The following is a 19147-nucleotide window of genomic DNA, read 5'->3' as shown; positions in this document are numbered from 1 at the left end:
TTTTCTCCTATAACGTAAATAACAAAATATAAACAATAATAATTAAAACAACTAACCACACCATCGCAAGGTTCAAACGATGCTTCAATCGATTTGTTTTCCCTTCAACAGTTAGCTTACCTGTTTGTTGATCTAATTCATAACGACCTTTACCACTCAACCGATATTCAGCGCGTGTGATCGGTCGTCCATTAATTTCTGGCATCTCAGCTTGCGCCCGTTTCTTCATTGGACGAATCTTTTGCCACCATATCTTTAGTGTATTCATGCTAACCTCACTTGTTGCGCAACACTTGCCAATGGAAATAAGCCATTAACGTCTTCGCATCTTGAAGTTTTCCGGCATTAAATAATTCAGTCATTTCATCAAATGTGACCATTAACAAATCTAGATTCTCATCATCGTCTTGCGGAAGTTCATCATCCACTGGTGATAAGTCTGTTGCTAGATACAATGTCATATGTTCATCGGCAAAACCAATTGACGTGTAAAAATTAGCCACTTCTTGCCAATTTCCAGCTTGCATGCGTACTTCTTCATTTAATTCACGAATTGCCGCATGTAAGGTGTCTTTTTTATCTCGATCATCAAGCTTCCCAGCAGGAATTTCCAAAGACATTGCTTTAATAGGCGCACGCCATTGACGCGTTAAAATCATTTTGTCATCTGATGTTAATGCCATCACGGCTACTGCACCACTGTGATAAACAATATCGCGCGTTGCTTCTGCCCCATTTGGTAAACGCACCGTTTGTTGGGTTACTTTGATAATCTTACCGTCAAATTTAACAGCCTCTGCAATGACTTCTTCTCGATATTGTTCATCCATGATGTATCTCCTATGCTTCGTTAATCACTTCCACACCAGTTGCTTGTGGTCCACGTAGTCCTTGTACAACCATTAGCGCAACTTGTTGCCCTTCAGTCAAACGACGAACATTTTGCGTTTCGATTTGTGTGTAATGTACAAAGACATCTGGTTCACCTTTAATTTCAATAAAACCAAACCCTTTATCCCAGCTCTTAACTGTTCCTAAAACTTTTTCCATGTGATGTCTCCTTATTAATTAAAGTAACCAACTCAGCAAGGCCAAGATAACTACTAAACTCATTGTTGTGATATTCATGATTCGGAACCATTGACGTCCAAAACGTTGCAACGTGAAATTTTGACCCAAAAATGTTTGATATAGTGCTATGGCAATTCCCCATAATACCAACATCAATAATAGTGGTAACAAAAATGAATGGCCCCAATTTTGATATGAGATGCTTTGAATACTCCACCATGCCACAACAGTTGCTATGTCCACAGGTTCTACCCATTTAGGCCAAGAACTTTGTAGAAAGAATCGCTTTGATCCCCATAAAACACCCCATAGAACAAGTGTTATAACAATGGTTATTGGCCATGCGACGATTGTTGCCATACTGCCACTTCCTTTTGTAAGTATTATGCGTCATTATACCATATCAAGCCTTAAGACTGAGCCATGTTGCATCGCTAATCTTAGAGTTTTTAAGGTACTTTTTAAAAATCATGAAAAATAACGATTAAAATTTTGTCGATTATTTGCCGTCCTGAATATATCAGTTTTCTAACGGACACTATAGTAATATTTAGCCTGCCACGCTTGCGTTTTCTGAGCCGAAGCATTTAATGCCATCTCTGTTGGCAAGTAGACTCTGAATCCCATTTTACCTATAACACTTGTTGTAATGATTTTCTTTTCCATTAAAATTTCTTTTGGAAATAGAAATGCACCCTCATCAGGAATACAGATGGCTAACATGTTTAATGTTTCTTTCACAGTATATGGTCGATTACCATCCCCGTCTGCCACATAATGCGTAACAAAGAAACCTGCCTTCTTAGGCGTTTGTTTGGCTAAACGACTTCGAACATTTAATTTCGGGATATAAAACCCTTCATAAGCAGCATTTTGTTTTTCTTCGATGATTTCAACATTATCAAAAGACATATCAAGACATGCTTTTAATATCTCTACTGACTTATACATATATTCACCTCGAATTAATAAGTGTTTTTTTACTAAATATCGTTAAATTTAATTATACGTGTTCTATCTTCCCAATCTAATGAAAATATTTGCTATACTATTAAATAACCATAAAACAATTGGAGATATAATTAACATGGCAACAAAAAAGCGCAAATCAACAATGCAAAAGATTATCAAGGTTTTCGTCGTATTCATGTTGGCAATTATGATTGTTAGCTCACTTCTAGCTATTCTTTCAATCGCCTTCTAAGTTAAATAAAAAGGTCCGCAGATATTCTGCGGACCTTTTTATTTACGTCAGTTATTTTTATTACGACTCAACTTTTGTATCTGGATTGTTAGTCCAGATTTGTGTCGCATCAATATTTTGTAATAGTTCTACCGTATTCGTCGCTAAAACATTAACATGGCCTAATTTAATACCGTCATCATGACGATAAAAGGATATGGCCCAACTGTCCTGGATACCCCAATTCCATAACACACTCGTCCGTTCACGTGCTGTAATTGGCAAATACATTGCAGCGCCATACTGTTTAACTGCTTGTAGTGGTTGCCCGGTAATGGCTCGTAGATGCTGTTCTACAACAGAGATTGATGTGATCCCTTCATATACAGCATCAGTTGCTTCAATCCCTGGCAAAATATCACGGACGTATAAATTCTCTTCACTACTAAAGAAGAAGTTAACTGAGAAAGCTCCCACATAATCCAATGCCGTACTAATTCGTATGACAACTTCTTGCAACGCTTCAATTAAATCATGATCAAGGTTATCAACAGTCCATGCTTTACGCAAATGTTGCGCTTGCTTTTGTGTTTCTCGAATGGGAAATGCTTTAACATCCCCAGTCTCACTACGAATCGCTGTCACTGAGAATTCTCGAACAGGCTCTAACCAATTTTCAACGAGCATTGTACCACCATCAACAAGTGGTGCGACCATCCCCAAATCCCAAACACCATGTAGAATAACTGTTTCATCATGATGCTTATGTTTGAAGATTGGTTTTACAACAACCGGATAACCTAACATACGTGCTGCTTCACTCACCTCATCGAGAGATGTCGCAATACGATACGGTAGGATATTCAAGCCACACGCTTCATTAAACGCACGACTAACTGCATGATCCCCTGTAATTGATACAAGATCTAATCCTTGTGGCAAGACAGTGCCTTCTAGCTCGTCTGTTAATTCAGGTGCCAGCATGGTGCCGTATACGTTATAATATCTGCTTTTTCTTTGAAGAGAGCTAATTGTTCATATCCAATAAATGATTCATCAGCTTCAAACGTTACCGGTGTATCTGGATATTCACTGAATCCAACAACATTAAATCCCATGGCATGTGCTTTTTGGGCCATGTTTTGTCCCATTAAATCATTACTAATGATTCCAATAGTGTGGCCTGGTAATAAATGAAATGACATTGTCTGCTCTCCTCCTTTCTGAATTTGTTTCTTTTATTTATCATACGTCTCTAAGTCATATGTTTCAATAACTGCAATCAATTTATCTGCATATTTAGGGTCTGTTGCATACCCACCTGATACCAATCCATTTGCTGCATCTTTGTATGTGCCGGATGTATTTACCTGCGCGTATCGGTCTGGCTGATCAGTTGTACCACGTCGTATCAACTGTGCGTGATCAATCATGGATGCGGTCCAATCGGGATATTCTCTAAAGTTGGCGTGTATTGTGATCCATTCCCCATCTACAAATTCCTTGGTTGTTAATGTGACTTGTTCCATACCTGGGCTAGCCTTAACACCGAATAAATTATGATGTTTAGCACCCAATTCTGAATTACCAAAATCAGATTCTAATGCTGCTTGCGCCATAATAATTGATGCGGGCACGTCGTACACCGCTTGAATACGCTTAGCCCCTGGTCCAATCGCTGATAAGAATTCATAACGTTGCTCTTCCTGTGGGGATTTTTGCGTACTCACCTTAGAAAGGGATTGTATGCCCCAAACACCGCCAGCAATCATGAGTCCTATCATAAGGATTACGAAAAATAACAGAGCCCTTAGGGCACTCGTTTGTTTTTTCCGTCTTTTGTTATATGACATCATCTGTCCCTCGTTCTATTTAATGCCACTATTTTAATGCATTGGACTTTAAATAAAATTAAGTATGACACTAAATCAATTCACCATGATCTAATGCTAGTAATTGTGCAAAGCGTGGTTCTGTTTTAATCAATTCTGATGGCGTACCTTGCAAACTAATTTGATGATCATCAATAAAAATCACCTCATCAGTCATTTCAATTCCCGTTAAATGATGTGTTACCCATACAATAGTTTTGTCAGCTAATGTTTCAAAAATCATTTCTAATACAGCTAATTCTGTAATCGGATCCAATCCAACAGTTGGCTCATCTAAAATAACAATTGGCGTATCTTGTAATAGAATACGTGCCAATGCGAATCGTTGACGTTCACCACCAGAAAAACGCTTTCCAGCTTCGTTCATGGGGGTTTCTAATTTAGCCGGCAAACTAGCAACGAGCTTATCCAATTTAACTTGTGCCAAGACAGCCCATAGTTGTTCCTCCGTTGCATGTAAATTACCTAGACGTAGATTATTGGCAACACTCGTAGCAAACAAATAAGGTTGTTGATCTAGCACTGCGATTAAGTTCGAACGATTCTCTTGATAGCTGGTTGTCGCATTGCCACCAATTAAGACCTCACCTGATGTAGGCGCTTCGTCTCCCATAATCAATTTCAACAATGTTGATTTTCCCGCACCAGAAGGTCCTAAGATTGCAAGGTGTTCCCCTGGCTTAATCGTGACATTAATATTCTCTAGTACAGTATGCTTATCATCATAACTAAATGACGTATTTTGAAAGTTAATCGTTGTATCTATTGGTAATGGGGCTTGTTCATAATGTGCTTCTTGACTACTTTGTTCTTCTAATTCATTCAAACGTTGAATAGAATCAGCGTATCGTGGCCATTCTCCAAATCCAGCACTGATACTTACAAGTGAATCAGCTAGAGGAAACATCACTAATCCAAAGGCAGCAATCCAGCTAACAGTATCTTCATTCCCACCAAACATTGTATTCGCAAATACAATCAAGATAATGGCAGTAATCGCAATGATAACTTCAGCTACACATCCACGCCACCAATCAAAATGATTATCTTTTTCTTGTAATGCATTTAGACGGGCAAAGTCTTTGTTTTGCTTTTCTAACAATTCATCCGTTCGACCAGATAACACCCAATCCTGTAGACCTAGTACTGCATCAGTTAATTCAGTATAGATTTGTTCTTCTAATTGTTTTTGCTTAAAATCACTAGCACCTTTAATGGCAATTGTGATCAACGGTAGCAAAATTGTGTTCAATCCTAAGACGATAAGCAATAAAATAGCTGTGATTGGGCTAAATAGGCCTACTGCAATTGATCCAGCTAAGTAAATTAGCCAACCAATGATTGTTGGAAACAGCATTTGCAAATAAAAGTTTTCAATTTTGAATAAGTCATTGGCCAAGACATTAAACACTTGTCCTGTTTGAACCTTCGCATGAATACTTTTAGTTCCTCGTTCCACAATTTGATACAGACGCTTACGGAAATTAGAAACGATACGCAACACCCAATTATGAGATACTAAGCGTTCTAAGTAACGGAAACTTGGTCGTCCAATCCCAAAGGCACGTGTTAACACGATTGGTGCGTAAATCATCAAAATATTTTCAGGACGTTGGGCAGAACGAGATATCAAATACCCTGATGTAAACATCAATGCGCCACCACAGAATACAGTTAAAAATCCTAGGAAAATCACTAATGATAATAGGCCAGAATATTTCTTCAAATAAGGAAAGACCCAATGATCTTTTTTGATTAATTGTCGATAATTAGTCATGTGTCACTCCTCGCATTGCAGCTTGTAACTCTACAAAGTAACCATTTGCTGCCATTAATTCTGATAAGGTTCCTTGCTCTGCAATTTTCCCATCACGCATGACAATAATATGATCCATTTGCGCTAACCAATGTAATCGGTGTGTCGCAAACACAACTAATTTATTATCAAATACTGGCAACATCGTTTCTTTTAGATGATGTTCTGTTTCAATATCTAGATGAGCTGTTGGTTCGTCTAACAAAATAACATGGCGTTCCTCATCCAAAATGATGCGTGCAAGTCCAATACGTTGCGCTTGCCCACCAGAGGTTTGTAATGCGCCATCCCCAATAACTGTATCCAATCCATCAGGTAATGATTCAAACCAATCTTGCAAACCAACGCGTTCGATAGCCACCATAATTTCTGCGTCTGTCGCGTTTGTTGCATAGAAAGCTAGATTTTCACGGACACTTTCATGGAAAATATAAGGATCTTGTGGCATAACTTGAAGCATTTGTTGCCAGTTGGTTTGTGCCAAATGTGGAACTTGTTGTCCGTCTAGTGAAATTTCTCCAGAACCTGTTAAGAAGCCACCTAGTAAATTCAATAATGTTGATTTTCCAGAACCAGAGGTTCCAACTAAACCAACACGTTGATAACCACTAATATTCATATTAATATCAGTTAGCGTATTTTCATTCGCATCATCATAACGGAAATCTACATGTTTTAGTTTCAATTCACTATTTGCTTGCCATTGACGTGTCTTTGGTTGAAATGTTAATTGGTCAGTTGGTTCAGGCATATCTAGAATCGTGAAAATATCTGCTAATGCATTTTTACCATTCAATGTCGCATGATAATCGTTCGCAAAATTACGGATAGGTAAAAAGTAGTCTGGCGCCAATACAAGCATCGTTAATGCCGGTAGGAGCATCAACGTCCCATTCATCAAGCTCATTCCTAAGAATAGAGCCACAATTGCAATAGACAATGTCGTAAAGAAATCCAACGCAAAGCTGGAAAGAATAGCAATCTTTAATGTGCTAATTGTTGCTTTACGGTAATCTTCAGATACTTCATAGATATTGTTCGCGTATTTTTTAGAAAGGCCTAATTGCTTTAGTGTTGTTAACCCACGTAATGTATCAATAAAATGATTTGATAGACGGTTGAATCGATCATATTCCTTATCGGCTTTTGCTTGTGCAGTGAACCCAAGCAAAATCATAAACAACACAATAACAGGATAAATGAAGAATAAGAACAATGCTTCTTTCCATTGTAACGTTGCTAAGTATGCCAAAATAATCCAAGGAATAATACTCATATCAAATAGTTTGATTAAAACTAATGAAAAGTAATCATGCACTTGATCAATTCCTTCAACCGCCAACACAACTGATTTACCTGTTCCTTGTTGGGCGATAACTGAGGGGCCTAATTTTGTGTACTTCTTGATTAAGGCTTCTTGTAACTCACTCGTTGCTTGATCAGCAAAGGGTGCTAATACATAATTTTTTGCCACGGATAGTAATTGACGCAACAAAAAGGCACTTCCAAAAATAATCAATGGTAGTACCACACTCTGTAGTGGCAACATATTCCATAATCCAGTCAATGCGCCACTTAAAAATCGTCCTTGCAAAACAATAACAATTGCTTGCACAGCTGTTAGTGCGGCCAATAGCATCAATACTTTTCGAGCATTGGCAAATTTAAATATACGTCTATCAATCATACACGTCTCCCTAGGTCAATATGTGTAAAAAAGGACCGGTCACTTGCCCGATCCTTTTTTTGAACTAATACTATTATAATCGTCTATTTCCATCCCGTCAAAAGACACTACACGTCCTATTATCCACCAATACAAGCCCCAAATGATATATCTCATTTAAGTAAATAAGCGTCCTGATAAGTCCCCTGTCGAATTAATATCACCATTTCGATATTATATATTCATTAACGAGAGTTACCCTTAAATCACTGTTTTAACCCCCTCAACACAGATGTGTATATCTATGTCTATTTCACTGCATTAAAAAAACCGCTACTGAATTTATCAGTAGCGGTTAACAACATATTTTATGCAAATAAGTTGTTCTTAATCTTCATGCTTAACACTAATACGCTTACGGAATACCCAGAAGCTCCAAGTTTGGTATCCTACCACGATAGGAACCATAATCAAAGCAATCCATGACATCCATACTAGTGTGTATTGTGTTGAAGTTGCGTTTTGTAGCAAGATTGATGTTGCAGGGTCATTTCCAATCATAACGCGTGGGAACAATCCTGTGAACAATAATGCAACCAATGTGATGATAGTAAATCCAAGTGCAAGGAATGCTAATAGTTCCTTAGACTTGCTTTCACTCCACCATCCAACAAGAGTCAACGCAACAATCAATGCCAACAACATAAGTGTGATGATTGGCTTTTCAACAAAGAAGTCTGTCTTAAAGTACACGCCAATAGCAAATGCTACTTCACCAGCTAACAATACCGGGTACAAAACACTCAATTGCTTAGCAGCACGTTGTGTCAATACACCAGGCACCATCTTCAAACGCATGTAGTTTAATCCGTGCATGTATGAAATCAATGATAATGCAACTCCGCCGATAATTGAGAACACGTTAATGTAATCAGAGAATCCAGCCATCAAGTCACCATTAGCATCAATTGGCATACCTTGTACGACGTCAACGAACATTACACCAAAGAAGAATGGTACAACGAATGATGATACTGCCAAAACAGTCGTCCATAGGTTACGGTACTTAGTTGTTTGCATAGCTTCACGGAATTCAAATGATACTCCACGGAAAATCAATCCCAATAAGATAATCAATAGAATTAAGTAGAAACCTGAGAATAGTGATGCATACCAGAATGGGATAGCCGCGAACATTGCTCCCCCGGCAGTAATCAACCAAACTTCGTTACCGTCCCAGTGAGGGCCGATTGTTTCGATTAGTGCATCTTCTTCTTCTTCATTTTGTGCGACAGTTTTCACTGACATACCGATTCCAAAGTCAAATCCTTCTAGGAAGAAGAATCCAGCAAATAGAATCCCAACAAGGACGAACCAAAGAATTTGTAGAAATGTCATTACTTTGATCCTCCTTCAAATGAATCAGCTGCATATGGGTCAGTTGGTGCCTTAGCATCTTCGATTGCTTCTGCATCAACTGATTCAGGTCCTTCAATCATAATACGACGTGATAAGAAGACCATAATTCCACCAATAATACTAAATGTTACAAAGTAAACGATGTTAGAAATAAATAGTGAAGCCCATGACACGTTTGGTGACACCGCATCAGCGATAGTTAATACACCATAGACAACCCATGGGTAACGTCCCAATTCAGTTACTAGCCATCCAGATGTAATCGCAATGAATGGCAAGAACGTTGCTAATCCAAAGATCCACAAAATCCAACGATACTTGTAGAAGATTGCAAAGTTTGCTTTTTCACGTGTAAACCAGAAGGCATACAATGCTAGTAGTAAGAATGCCATTGCTGAGGCTGACATGATACGGAATGCATAGAACAAGGTATTTGCTGGTAACCAGTAACTCATATCTTCACCAAATTCTGCATCATACTTTTCATGCAATTCTTGGTTAATTGTATGTGTTCCCTTATTAAATCCAGTCAATGAGTGGTTTCCAAGGATTGACAATAGATATGGCACTTCAAGTGCCCATTCAGTTTCATGCGTCTTAGGGTTAGTATATGCCAAGACAGCCCATGGTTGTGAAATGCCTTCACCACCGACGTCTTCTGAAATACCTTCCATGGCCGCGAACTTCATTGGTTGGTCATTTTGTAGGTTGTAGGCATGCAAGTCACCCGTAACCAAAATACCAAATGTTCCAACAATTGCTACTGCAGAAGCAACGTGAATTGACTTCTTAAAGAAATCTAATTCCTTAGTCTTACGTAGCAATGAGAATGCTGATACTCCGATAACCACGAATGATCCCGCAAGGAATGTTGCGAAGAATACGTGAGGGAATACCAACCATAGTTGATGGTTTGTCAATAATGCTGGGAAGTCAACTAAGACTGCACGATCCAACACCTTGTCGATTTCAAAACCAACAGGATTGTGCATGAATGAGTTAGCTGCCAAAATCCACAATGCTGAGAATGCAGACCCTACGGCTGTGATCCAGATAAAGGTCAAATGCAACCCTTTCTTGAACTTATCCCAACCGAACATCCACAATCCAAGGAATGTTGATTCCAAAAAGAACGCTACTAAGGCTTCAACAGCCAACGCCGGTCCAAAAATATCCCCAACGTAACGTGAGTATCGTGACCAGTTCATTCCAAATTGGAATTCTTGGATAATACCAGTCACAACACCTACTGCGAAACTCAAAAGGAAAATACGTCCCCAGAATTTTGCCATACGCTTGTATGTGTCATCTTTCTTAATCACATACATAGTTTCCATGATTGCGACGATAATTCCCAATCCGATTGACAGTGGCACAAAGAAAAAGTGAAACACTGTTGTCATCGCGAATTGGATACGCGCTAAGTCTAACATGGAAAGACCTGTCATCAAGTTCATGAAACTTGCCTCCTACTCAGTTTTAATATACCCAAGCTCTACGCTTATACAATATATTATAAACATTATCAAGTGTTTTAGCTAGTCTATCACTTAAATAAATGACACGGCGTCACACAACTTTTGTTTTATTCATCACAAGAGGTCTTGATAAGATTTCACAGTGTCTTCTAAACGTGTATCACGAGAGAATTTTGCTGCCGCATAGGCTAATACCATGGCATCTTTTTTATCATCTGTTAATTCCAAAATATCAGCACATTGAATACGAAGTTCCTGTAAGGCAACCATCTCATGATATACATTTTCGGATGGTAATAATGCCATTGCTTCCTTTACGCGTTTCATGGCTTTTTCTGCATCGCCTACTTTTATGTATAGTTCGGCTTGTCGACGATATGTATAAACAATAATCATGTTAATGCTGGCTGTTTGTGACTCACTCAAACCATGAATGATCGTACAAGCTCGCTCTAAACATTCAGTTGCATTAATAATCTCATTCTGAGCTAACCATGCTGCACCCATTTCGGTAAAAATTTCAACCATCAATTGAGGCTGATGCCGACCAACATCACCCATTGCTAACTGCAAACTTTGCATCGCCTGTGGTATTTCATCTAATCCTAAAAATACACGTCCCCGTAACAAATGATACTCAGGTAGTGCAAATTCTGGTAAACATTTCTTTAACCGTTTGGCTTGTAAATATACTTTTGCTCGTGTATATTGATGCGCCTCTACTAATTCTCGAATAACATTTAAAGGCATATGTTCTTGATCTGCAAAAGTCACCAATGACGATACGTTAATCTGTAGTCGTGCACATAGATTCTGCAAAATAGTCATACTAGTTATGTGATGATCCTTTTCCAAACGAGAAATTAGCGATTGATGACAAATTCCCTGCGCTAATTGTCCCTGTGATATCCCTAATTGCTCACGTCGTTGTTTTAGTACGTCCCCATTTACTATCATTCAATGTCCCCGCTATCTTTTTATGAATTTAGTGTATTTGAACGTTTGAAAAACAACAAGCTCACTCTATTAACAATTAACAGCCGAATTAATTATCATTATCAACCGTTTTATAGTAGCCTCATCCAATCATTCCCATCTATTCATACCAATCACGTCCTATATAATGTCATATGCACATTGCTCGTATTTTTTTCAATTTCGTCATTAGGAACATTTGTTTTTTTTATGACGGATTGTCACATAAAAATGTTTTTATCATATATCTTGTATCAATAAAAAAACCACTCTATTGAGTGGTTTCTGAACGGGCTTGTTTAATTAATTGACCACGTTCAGTTTCATCAAACGCATCAATCATACTCTTCAATTGTTGTATCTCTTCATTAGCCCCAAAAGCATCACTACCTGGTTCTAATCTTTGTCCCTGCGTTAAATCACCAATATATAAAGGATCAAAGCCTAAAGTATCAACAATTTCTTCTACAATGCGAACCATAGGTGTCTCGTTTCCAGCAACAGCAATTGCTTTGCGACCAGCCGTACCTTTAGAAACTGCTTCATCAAGCAAATCATGATATCCCATATGATTAAACGCTTTTACGACATGACTTTCTGGTAAAAATTCTTGAATCAGTTCACTCGATGATTGTAATGGATTCGTTAAGTCTGTTCGGAATCCGTCAACTTCCCACCAATAATTCATTGCATCAATAACTAACTTATCCTTTAGTCCCTCTTTTTCAATGGTCAAATATTTGCTTAAAGGCAATGCAAGGATAATAATATCTGCTTTTTCGGTAACGTCCTTGGCTGTCATTGCTGTCGCACCAGGAGCTAATACTTCAATCGTTAAGCTAATCTTTTCAACACTCCCAGAACCTGCAATGATGACATTATAACCGGCACGTACAGCAAGCTGTGCTAATACAATTCCTACTTTACCTGCACCTAAAATTCCAATGGTCTTATTCTGCATAACCTGCCTCCACTAGTAACTCACGAACACGTGGAATAACTTGTGTTCCATATAATTCAATCATACGTTCACGTGCAGCCGCTGGTTGTTCACCTGCACCGTATACCAAATCAAATCGTCCAACATTCAATGTTTGAATTGCCTTTGCCATACGTTGTGCTACTACTTCTGGTGTCCCAACATACATTGAGCCTGTTGCCATTTCACGATTGAAATGTTCACGGGTCATCGGTGCCCATCCACGTGTCTTACCAATCTTGTCAAATGATAGTTTAATGTTTTCCCAAGCCATTTCTTCCGCTTCTTCTTGTGTATCTGCAATGAATCCGTGTGAATGCATCGCAATTGGATGCACTGGATTACCTAGTCGTTCTGCGGCACGCTTGTATAATTCAACGTACGGTTGGAATCGAGCTGGATCACCACCGATAATCGCAAGGACAACAGGAAAATCATAACGTGCAGCACGAATGATAGATTCTGGTGAGCCACCTACACCAACCATTGTCTTAAGATGTCCGCTCTCAGTCTTTGGGAAAATTTCTGTGTTTGTCAGCTTTTGTGTGTATTCACCTTCCCAATCCATCGGCTTTTCTTCTAAGATTTTAGCAAACATCGCAATCTTTTCTTCAAACAAATCGTCGTAATCTTCTAAATCAAATCCAAACAATGGGAATGATTCCGTAAATGATCCACGTCCCAAAATCACTTCTGCACGTCCATTTGAAAGTCCATCCACAGTTGCGAAGCGTTCAAATACACGAACAGGATCATCAGAGCTCAACACGGTTACTCCTGAACCTAGGCGAATACGTTCTGTTTGTGTGGCAATCGCCGCAAGCACTGTTTCTGGGCTTGAAATTGCGTATTCATCACGATGGTGCTCTCCCAATGTAATGACATCAACACCTGACTTATCCGCAATCACTGCTTCCTTTACAACTTGACGCAAGGCTGCTCCATAACTCATCACTTCCCCAGCATCATCCTTTGCCAAATCTCCAAATGTGTCCAAACCTAATTCAATTTCTGTTGCTTTCATTTTAATATCTCCTTATTTCACTTACTTATTGTAAGTAAGTATAAAAGAGTTTTATTTATAAGTCAACACTTTGTTAAATGTATAAAAAAAGAACCTTTAGACAAACTGTCTAAAGGTATTATTTGTTTGAGTTAATTGTATTAGATTTAGACTCAATACGCTCTACTAGGTCATGACGGCCTTCACTAATCAACCATTCAATACTAGGTCGTAAGACAAAGAAGAACAATGGAATCAGTACCATCAATTTCTTTTCCCATGTATCTAAAAATGTTGCCAAAAAATCACTGGGATAAATTTGCGCCACTGCCAATAATAAAAACGTAATTAATCCTGAATTAATTAAGATCACAAATAAAGGGAATGTATGACGCTTCTTGTTTTCCACTGCGGCTGGTAGTACGTGCTCGTGAATACGACGGACAATGGGCATCGTTACCCATTGTTTAATACTAAACGCGACAGGCCACATGATAAGCAGCATTAGTGATATACGTTGCATTGTGTGCCAAGAAATTTCCATCGTCGTAAAGAAACTCACACAAACCATTGTTGTTACCATACACATAAAGATCGTATGTGTCTTAAGTTGTTCATTGCTCATGAAAGCTCCTTTCTGAATATATCTAACAAAAAACCGATATCTCAAATGAGATACCGGTTTTTAACTTCATACGGAGACAGAGGGATTCGAACCCTCGCGCCGGTTGCCCGACCTACACCCTTAGCAGGGGCGCCTCTTCAGCCTCTTGAGTATGTCCCCATTATAATAAAACCCATTATTAACACACTATCATGTTAATAATGGGACTGAGAGGACTCGAACCTCCGACCTCACCCTTATCAGGGGTGCGCTCTAACCAGCTGAGCTACAGTCCCATAAAGCGGATGACGGGAATCGAACCCGCATTCCCAGCTTGGAAGGCTGGAGCACTAGCCATTGTACTACATCCGCATTATTATTTTTACGAAGCGGATGACGGGAATCGAACCCGCATTCCCAGCTTGGAAGGCTGGAGCACTAGCCATTGTACTACATCCGCATCATTATTCAATAAAAAGCGGATGACGGGAATCGAACCCGCATTCCCAGCTTGGAAGGCTGGAGCACTAGCCATTGTACTACATCCGCATCATTATTCAATAAAAAGCGGATGACGGGAATCGAACCCGCATTCCCAGCTTGGAAGGCTGGAGCACTAGCCATTGTACTACATCCGCATTATAAAATATAAATGCTTTTATTTAATTTTATAAAAAATGGCGCGAGGCGGAATCGAACCGTCGACACTACGAGCTTCAATCGTATGCTCTACCAACTGAGCTATCGCGCCATAATAAACGGTCACAACGGGACTCGAACCCGTGATCTCCTGCGTGACAGGCAGGCGTCCTAACCACCTAGACCATGCGACCAAATTGCGGGAGCAGGATTTGAACCTACGACCTTCGGGTTATGGGCCCGACGAGCTACCAGACTGCTCCATCCCGCGATAATATTATTATGGATAAACACTTTCGTGTTTAAAGGAGAATGTGGGATTCGAACCCACGCGCCGCTTTCACGACCTGACGGTTTTCAAGACCGTTCCCTTCAGCCAGACTTGGGTAATTCTCCAGTAGATATTTAAGAAAATATCAATCGCGGCGGGGGGAATCGAACCCTCGACCTTTCGGGTATGAACCGAACGCTCTAGCCATCTGAGCTACACCGCGAACTTATAACATATTAATTGTTACAATCGGGACGACAGGATTCGAACCTGCGACCCCCTGGTCCCAAACCAGGTGCTCTACCAAGCTGAGCTACGTCCCGAACAATTTAATTCTATCTGTGATATTAACTATCACAATGCACCTAGCAGGAGTCGAACCTGCAACCTTCTGATTCGTAGTCAGACACTCTATCCAATTGCGCTATAGGTGCGTTATATATGCCGGCTACCGGGATCGAACCGGTACGATGTTTCCATCGCAGGATTTTAAGTCCTGTGCGTCTACCTATTCCGCCAAGCCGGCAAAACGAAAAATAGGAATCGAACCTATCGGTTCTTTCAAATTAAGAAAGAACCACTAACCATTAGTTATCGTAGTATGCCGACTAAAGGACTCGAACCTTCGACCCTCGCTTTACAAGAGCGATGCTCTACCAACTGAGCTAAGTCGGCGATATAAAATATATCAGCCTGGCGGAATATGTTACTGACAAATGGGCCGTCTGGGGATCGAACCCAGGACCCACGGATTAAAAGTCCGCTGCTCTGCCAGCTGAGCTAACGGCCCAATGGACGTTACAGGGATCGAACCTGTGACCCCCTGCTTGTAAGGCAGGTGCTCTCCCAGCTGAGCTAAACGTCCAGATGCATTGCGATGTCCTATCCTCGCAGGGGGCGATCCCCCAACTACTTTTGGCGCTATTGAGCTTAACTTCTGTGTTCGGTATGGGAACAGGTGTGGCCTCAATGCCATCATCACAACACGTGCTATTTAATTAGCAGTACGAGATTTAATTATCTCAAAACTGAATAACATTGTCAAGTTTTAAATCATTTATTTTTGAGCCTTAACACCACGTTTTGTTCAACTTGGTTAAGTCCTCGAACCATTAGTACTAGTCCGCTCCATGCGTCACCGCACTTCCACTTCTAGCCTATCTACCTCATCATCTTTGAGGGGTCTTACTTCATAAAGAATGGGAAATCTCATCTCGAGGCGAGTTTCACACTTAGATGCTTTCAGCGTTTATCTCATCCGTACATAGCTACTCAGCGATGCTCCTGGCGGAACAACTGATACACCAGAGGTACGTCCACCCCGGTCCTCTCGTACTAAGGGCAGCTCCTCTCAAATTTCCTACGCCCGCGACGGATAGGGACCGAACTGTCTCACGACGTTCTGAACCCAGCTCGCGTACCGCTTTAATGGGCGAACAGCCCAACCCTTGGGACCGACTACAGCCCCAGGATGCGATGAGCCGACATCGAGGTGCCAAACCTCCGTCGATGTGGACTCTTGGGGGGAGATAAGCCTGTTATCCCCAGGGTAGCTTTTGTCCGTTGAGCGATGGCCCTTCCATGCGGAACCACCGGATCACTAAGTCCTACTTTCGTACCTGCTCGACTTGTAAGTCTCACAGTCAAGCTCTCTTGTGCCTTTACACTCTACGAATGATTTCCAACCATTCTGAGAGAACCTTTGAGCGCCTCCGTTACCTTTTTAGGAGGCGACCGCCCCAGTCAAACTGCCTGCCAGACACTGTCTTCCATCGCGATAAGCGATGTGAGTTAGAGTGGTCATACAACGAGGGTAGTATCCCACTGATGCCTCCATCGAAACTAGCGTTCCGATTTCAACGGCTCCTACCTATTCTGTACAAGCTGCACAAACACTCAATATCAAGCTACAGTAAAGCTCCATGGGGTCTTTCCGTCCTGTCGCGGGTAACCCGCATCTTCACGGGTCTTTAAATTTCACCGAGTCTCTCGTTGAGACAGTGCCCAGATCGTTACGCCTTTCGTGCGGGTCGGAACTTACCCGACAAGGAATTTCGCTACCTTAGGACCGTTATAGTTACGGCCGCCGTTTACTGGGGCTTCAATTCGTACCTTCGCTTGCGCTAAGCACTCCTTTTAACCTTCCAGCACCGGGCAGGCGTCAGCCCCTATACGTCATCTTACGATTTTGCAGAAACCTGTGTTTTTGATAAACAGTCGCCTGGGCCTATTCACTGCGGCTCAGCTTTCGCTGAGCACCCCTTCTCCCGAAGTTACGGGGTCATTTTGCCGAGTTCCTTAACGAGAGTTCACTCGCTCACCTTAGGATGCTCTCCTCGACTACCTGTGTCGGTTTGCGGTACGGGCAGGTAAACACTAACTAGAAGCTTTTCTTGGCAGCGTGACATCACAGACTTCCCTACTTTATTTCGGTCCTCATCATCACTTGTCCTTGGAAGAGCAAGCATTTAACTCACTCTAAGACTTATGATTTAACCCAGCATATCCATCAGCTGGGATCTGTTAGCCTTCTGCGTCCCTCCATCGTTCAAACATGTTCACCTGGTACAGGAATCTCAACCTGTTGTCCATCGACTACGCCTCTTGGCCTCGCCTTAGGTCCCGACTAACCCTGGGAGGACGAGCCTTCCCCAGGAAACCTTAGTCATACGGTGGACAGGATTCTCACCTGTCTTTCGCTACTCATACCGGCATTCTCACTTCTATGCGCTCCACCAGTCCTCACGGTCTGACTTCATCGCCCATAGAACGCTCTCCTATCGCGCCACTTACGTGGCACCCGTAGTTTCGGTGGTGTGTTTAGCCCCGGTACATTTTCGGCGCAGAATCACTCGACTAGTGAGCTATTACGCACTCTTTAAATGGTGGCTGCTTCTAAGCCAACATCCTAGTTGTCTATGCAACTCCACATCCTTTTCCACTTAACACACACTTAGGGACCTTAACTGACGATCTGGGCTGTTCCCCTTTCGACAATGGATCTTATCACTCACTGTCTGACTCCCGGACATACGTGATTGGCATTCGGAGTTTATCTTAATTTGGTAACCCGAGATGGGCCCCGCACCAAAACAGTGCTCTACCTCCAACACGCTTCATTCCGAGGCTAGCCCTAAAGCTATTTCGGAGAGAACCAGCTATCTCCAAGTTCGATTGGAATTTCACCGCTACCCACACCTCATCCCAGCATTTTTCAACATGCACGGGTTCGGGCCTCCAGTGCGTTTTACCGCACCTTCACCCTGGACATGGGTAGGTCACCTGGTTTCGGGTCTACAACAACGTACTCAAGCGCCCATTTCAGACTCGCTTTCGCTACGGCTCCGGTCTTTCCACCTTAACCTTGCACGTTATCGTAACTCGCCGGTTCATTCTACAAAAGGCACGCCATCACCCATTAACGGGCTCTGACTTCTTGTAGGCACATGGTTTCAGGAACTTTTTCACTCCCCTTCCGGGGTGCTTTTCACCTTTCCCTCACGGTACTGGTTCACTATCGGTCACTAGGGAGTATTTAGCCTTGCGAGATGGTCCTCGCGGATTCCGACCGGATTTCACGTGTCCGGCCGTACTCAGGATCCTGTACGGGAGGTTATTTGTTTTCGCATACGGGGCTATCACCCTATCCTGCTCAGCTTCCCAGCTGATTCTGCTAACAAACAACTTTATAACTCCACAACGACAGTCCTACAACCCCAATGTGCAAGCACATTGGTTTGGGCTCTTCCGTTTTCGCTCGCCGCTACTGACGGAATCGATATTTCTTTCTCTTCCTGTTGCTAATGAGATGTTTCAGTTCACAACGTCTACCTTCAACCTGACTATGTATTCATCAGGTGATAACTTGCATACACAAGCTGGGTTCCCCCATTCGGAAACCCCCGGATCAAAGCTCACTTACAGCTCCCCGGGGAATATCGGTGTTAGTCCCGTCCTTCATCGGCTCCTAGTGCCAAGGCATCCACCATGCGCCCTTAATAACTTAACCTATCAACTTACGTTGATGATTCAAGTTTGAGTATGTGGCTCAAGGCCACATGCGATTTAAACTAAATTTAAAAAAACTCAAAAAAATTACGCGGTGTATTTTTTTTCGGCTCAATTTAATTAAATAATTAATTTGAAATGAA

Annotated in this window: 17 protein-coding genes, 17 tRNA genes and 2 rRNA genes; 1 reads left to right on the top strand and 35 read right to left on the bottom strand. The window is 41.3% G+C overall.

The features are described 5' to 3' along the window. Positions 1-7 precede the first annotated feature (7 nt). The 5 genes from WS08_RS01570 to WS08_RS01550 form a co-directional block, all read right to left on the bottom strand. Entirely contained in the window at positions 8-268 is a 261-nt protein-coding gene (locus WS08_RS01570) for a hypothetical protein (protein WP_009495751.1), read from the bottom strand. 7 nt (positions 269-275) lie between these two features. Further along, positions 276-830, bottom strand: a complete 555-nt coding sequence (locus tag WS08_RS01565) for an NUDIX hydrolase (protein WP_009495750.1) — start codon at positions 828-830, stop codon at positions 276-278. A gap of 10 nt (positions 831-840) precedes the next feature. Further along, a complete protein-coding gene (locus tag WS08_RS01560; protein WP_009495748.1) occupies positions 841-1050 on the bottom strand; it encodes a cold-shock protein in 210 nt (69 codons plus the stop codon). A gap of 18 nt (positions 1051-1068) precedes the next feature. After that, on the bottom strand, positions 1069-1431 hold the full coding sequence (locus WS08_RS01555; RefSeq protein ID WP_009495747.1) for a DUF3397 family protein: 363 nt from the start codon (positions 1429-1431) through the stop codon (positions 1069-1071). Positions 1432-1599: 168 nt separating this feature from the next. Beyond that, a complete protein-coding gene (locus WS08_RS01550) occupies positions 1600-2022 on the bottom strand; it encodes a MepB family protein (protein ID WP_009495745.1) in 423 nt (140 codons plus the stop codon). A gap of 136 nt (positions 2023-2158) precedes the next feature. Here WS08_RS01550 and WS08_RS06815 point away from each other — a divergent pair, with 136 nt between their 5' ends. Beyond that, a complete protein-coding gene (locus WS08_RS06815) occupies positions 2159-2275 on the top strand; it encodes a DUF4044 domain-containing protein (protein ID WP_100223539.1) in 117 nt (38 codons plus the stop codon). A gap of 60 nt (positions 2276-2335) precedes the next feature. Here the strand turns inward: WS08_RS06815 and WS08_RS01545 are convergent, their stop codons facing one another. The 30 genes from WS08_RS01545 to WS08_RS01400 form a co-directional block, all read right to left on the bottom strand. Beyond that, complete coding sequence (locus WS08_RS01545; protein WP_038528086.1) at positions 2336-3238, bottom strand: ATP-grasp domain-containing protein; 903 nt, start codon at positions 3236-3238, stop codon at positions 2336-2338. Next, positions 3220-3459, bottom strand: a complete 240-nt coding sequence (locus tag WS08_RS01540) for an NAD(P)-dependent oxidoreductase (protein WP_038528083.1) — start codon at positions 3457-3459, stop codon at positions 3220-3222. The genes WS08_RS01545 and WS08_RS01540 overlap by 19 nt, the downstream gene beginning before the upstream one ends. 33 nt (positions 3460-3492) lie before the next feature. After that, positions 3493-4026 carry a glycoside hydrolase family 73 protein gene (locus WS08_RS01535; RefSeq protein ID WP_051950112.1) on the bottom strand — a complete coding sequence of 178 codons (534 nt, stop codon included), beginning with the start codon at positions 4024-4026 and terminating at the stop codon, positions 3493-3495. A gap of 151 nt (positions 4027-4177) precedes the next feature. Next, complete coding sequence (gene cydC / locus WS08_RS01530) at positions 4178-5923, bottom strand: thiol reductant ABC exporter subunit CydC (protein WP_009495741.1); 1746 nt, start codon at positions 5921-5923, stop codon at positions 4178-4180. Next, a complete protein-coding gene (gene cydD / locus WS08_RS01525) occupies positions 5916-7649 on the bottom strand; it encodes a thiol reductant ABC exporter subunit CydD (protein ID WP_009495740.1) in 1734 nt (577 codons plus the stop codon). Before cydD ends, cydC begins: the two co-directional genes overlap by 8 nt. Before the next feature lie 366 nt (positions 7650-8015). Then, positions 8016-9026: a cytochrome d ubiquinol oxidase subunit II gene (gene cydB, locus WS08_RS01520; RefSeq protein WP_009495739.1), complete on the bottom strand. Its 1011-nt coding sequence runs from the start codon at positions 9024-9026 to the stop codon at positions 8016-8018. Beyond that, positions 9026-10504, bottom strand: a complete 1479-nt coding sequence (locus WS08_RS01515) for a cytochrome ubiquinol oxidase subunit I (protein ID WP_009495738.1) — start codon at positions 10502-10504, stop codon at positions 9026-9028. Before WS08_RS01515 ends, cydB begins: the two co-directional genes overlap by 1 nt. A 135-nt stretch (positions 10505-10639) precedes the next feature. Continuing rightward, entirely contained in the window at positions 10640-11482 is an 843-nt protein-coding gene (locus WS08_RS01510; protein WP_009495737.1) for a helix-turn-helix domain-containing protein, read from the bottom strand. A gap of 289 nt (positions 11483-11771) precedes the next feature. Continuing rightward, a complete protein-coding gene (locus WS08_RS01505; protein WP_009495736.1) occupies positions 11772-12461 on the bottom strand; it encodes an NADPH-dependent F420 reductase in 690 nt (229 codons plus the stop codon). Further along, entirely contained in the window at positions 12451-13503 is a 1053-nt protein-coding gene (locus tag WS08_RS01500; RefSeq protein ID WP_038528076.1) for an LLM class flavin-dependent oxidoreductase, read from the bottom strand. Before WS08_RS01500 ends, WS08_RS01505 begins: the two co-directional genes overlap by 11 nt. 118 nt (positions 13504-13621) lie before the next feature. Next, positions 13622-14107, bottom strand: coding sequence for a hypothetical protein (locus WS08_RS01495; protein WP_038566620.1), 486 nt, complete (start codon positions 14105-14107; stop codon positions 13622-13624). A gap of 71 nt (positions 14108-14178) precedes the next feature. Further along, positions 14179-14266, bottom strand: a tRNA-Ser gene (locus tag WS08_RS01490). Positions 14267-14308: 42 nt separating this feature from the next. Continuing rightward, positions 14309-14382 (bottom strand) — tRNA-Ile (locus tag WS08_RS01485). A 4-nt stretch (positions 14383-14386) separates the two neighbouring features. Continuing rightward, a tRNA-Gly gene (locus WS08_RS01480) sits at positions 14387-14458 on the bottom strand. 16 nt (positions 14459-14474) lie between these two features. Continuing rightward, a tRNA-Gly gene (locus WS08_RS01475) sits at positions 14475-14546 on the bottom strand. A gap of 17 nt (positions 14547-14563) precedes the next feature. Beyond that, positions 14564-14635: transfer RNA gene (locus tag WS08_RS01470), tRNA-Gly, on the bottom strand. Between the two features lie 17 nt (positions 14636-14652). Continuing rightward, positions 14653-14724, bottom strand: a tRNA-Gly gene (locus WS08_RS01465). Positions 14725-14764: 40 nt separating this feature from the next. Further along, a tRNA-Phe gene (locus tag WS08_RS01460) sits at positions 14765-14837 on the bottom strand. Positions 14838-14845: 8 nt separating this feature from the next. Then, positions 14846-14919 (bottom strand) — tRNA-Asp (locus WS08_RS01455). 3 nt (positions 14920-14922) lie between these two features. After that, positions 14923-14996, bottom strand: a tRNA-Met gene (locus tag WS08_RS01450). Between the two features lie 35 nt (positions 14997-15031). Further along, positions 15032-15121 (bottom strand) — tRNA-Ser (locus tag WS08_RS01445). 24 nt (positions 15122-15145) lie between these two features. Further along, positions 15146-15219: transfer RNA gene (locus WS08_RS01440), tRNA-Met, on the bottom strand. Between the two features lie 26 nt (positions 15220-15245). Further along, positions 15246-15319: transfer RNA gene (locus WS08_RS01435), tRNA-Pro, on the bottom strand. Positions 15320-15356: 37 nt separating this feature from the next. Continuing rightward, positions 15357-15430 (bottom strand) — tRNA-Arg (locus WS08_RS01430). An 8-nt stretch (positions 15431-15438) separates the two neighbouring features. After that, positions 15439-15522: transfer RNA gene (locus WS08_RS01425), tRNA-Leu, on the bottom strand. Positions 15523-15598: 76 nt separating this feature from the next. Beyond that, positions 15599-15671: transfer RNA gene (locus tag WS08_RS01420), tRNA-Thr, on the bottom strand. A 42-nt stretch (positions 15672-15713) separates the two neighbouring features. Next, a tRNA-Lys gene (locus WS08_RS01415) sits at positions 15714-15786 on the bottom strand. Between the two features lie 2 nt (positions 15787-15788). Continuing rightward, positions 15789-15861 (bottom strand) — tRNA-Val (locus WS08_RS01410). 4 nt (positions 15862-15865) lie between these two features. Further along, positions 15866-15982: ribosomal RNA gene (rrf, locus tag WS08_RS01405) — 5S ribosomal RNA — on the bottom strand. A 106-nt stretch (positions 15983-16088) separates the two neighbouring features. Continuing rightward, positions 16089-19005 (bottom strand): 23S ribosomal RNA (locus WS08_RS01400). Positions 19006-19147 lie beyond the last annotated feature (142 nt).

Origin of the sequence: Weissella tructae (genome assembly GCF_000732905.1) — a bacterium.
GTDB classification, from domain to species: Bacteria; Bacillota; Bacilli; order Lactobacillales; family Lactobacillaceae; genus Weissella; species Weissella tructae.
This window is presented reverse-complemented; position numbering and strand designations above follow the sequence as displayed.

Excerpts from the sequence above, each read along its gene's own strand:
- cydD (WP_009495740.1), bottom strand. The coding sequence starts at position 7,649 with ATGATTGATAGACGTATATTTAAATTTGCCAATGCTCGAAAAGTATTG.
- WS08_RS01555 (WP_009495747.1), bottom strand. The coding sequence starts at position 1,431 with ATGGCAACAATCGTCGCATGGCCAATAACCATTGTTATAACACTTGTT.
- cydC (WP_009495741.1), bottom strand. The coding sequence starts at position 5,923 with ATGACTAATTATCGACAATTAATCAAAAAAGATCATTGGGTCTTTCCT.
- WS08_RS01570 (WP_009495751.1), bottom strand. The coding sequence starts at position 268 with ATGAATACACTAAAGATATGGTGGCAAAAGATTCGTCCAATGAAGAAA.
- WS08_RS01510 (WP_009495737.1), bottom strand. The coding sequence starts at position 11,482 with ATGATAGTAAATGGGGACGTACTAAAACAACGACGTGAGCAATTAGGG.
- WS08_RS06815 (WP_100223539.1), top strand. The coding sequence starts at position 2,159 with ATGGCAACAAAAAAGCGCAAATCAACAATGCAAAAGATTATCAAGGTT.
- WS08_RS01515 (WP_009495738.1), bottom strand. The coding sequence starts at position 10,504 with ATGAACTTGATGACAGGTCTTTCCATGTTAGACTTAGCGCGTATCCAA.
- WS08_RS01565 (WP_009495750.1), bottom strand. The coding sequence starts at position 830 with ATGGATGAACAATATCGAGAAGAAGTCATTGCAGAGGCTGTTAAATTT.
- WS08_RS01495 (WP_038566620.1), bottom strand. The coding sequence starts at position 14,107 with ATGAGCAATGAACAACTTAAGACACATACGATCTTTATGTGTATGGTA.
- WS08_RS01500 (WP_038528076.1), bottom strand. The coding sequence starts at position 13,503 with ATGAAAGCAACAGAAATTGAATTAGGTTTGGACACATTTGGAGATTTG.
- WS08_RS01505 (WP_009495736.1), bottom strand. The coding sequence starts at position 12,461 with ATGCAGAATAAGACCATTGGAATTTTAGGTGCAGGTAAAGTAGGAATT.
- WS08_RS01545 (WP_038528086.1), bottom strand. The coding sequence starts at position 3,238 with ATGCTGGCACCTGAATTAACAGACGAGCTAGAAGGCACTGTCTTGCCA.
- WS08_RS01535 (WP_051950112.1), bottom strand. The coding sequence starts at position 4,026 with ATGATTGCTGGCGGTGTTTGGGGCATACAATCCCTTTCTAAGGTGAGT.
- WS08_RS01560 (WP_009495748.1), bottom strand. The coding sequence starts at position 1,050 with ATGGAAAAAGTTTTAGGAACAGTTAAGAGCTGGGATAAAGGGTTTGGT.
- WS08_RS01550 (WP_009495745.1), bottom strand. The coding sequence starts at position 2,022 with ATGTATAAGTCAGTAGAGATATTAAAAGCATGTCTTGATATGTCTTTT.
- WS08_RS01540 (WP_038528083.1), bottom strand. The coding sequence starts at position 3,459 with ATGTCATTTCATTTATTACCAGGCCACACTATTGGAATCATTAGTAAT.
- cydB (WP_009495739.1), bottom strand. The coding sequence starts at position 9,026 with ATGACATTTCTACAAATTCTTTGGTTCGTCCTTGTTGGGATTCTATTT.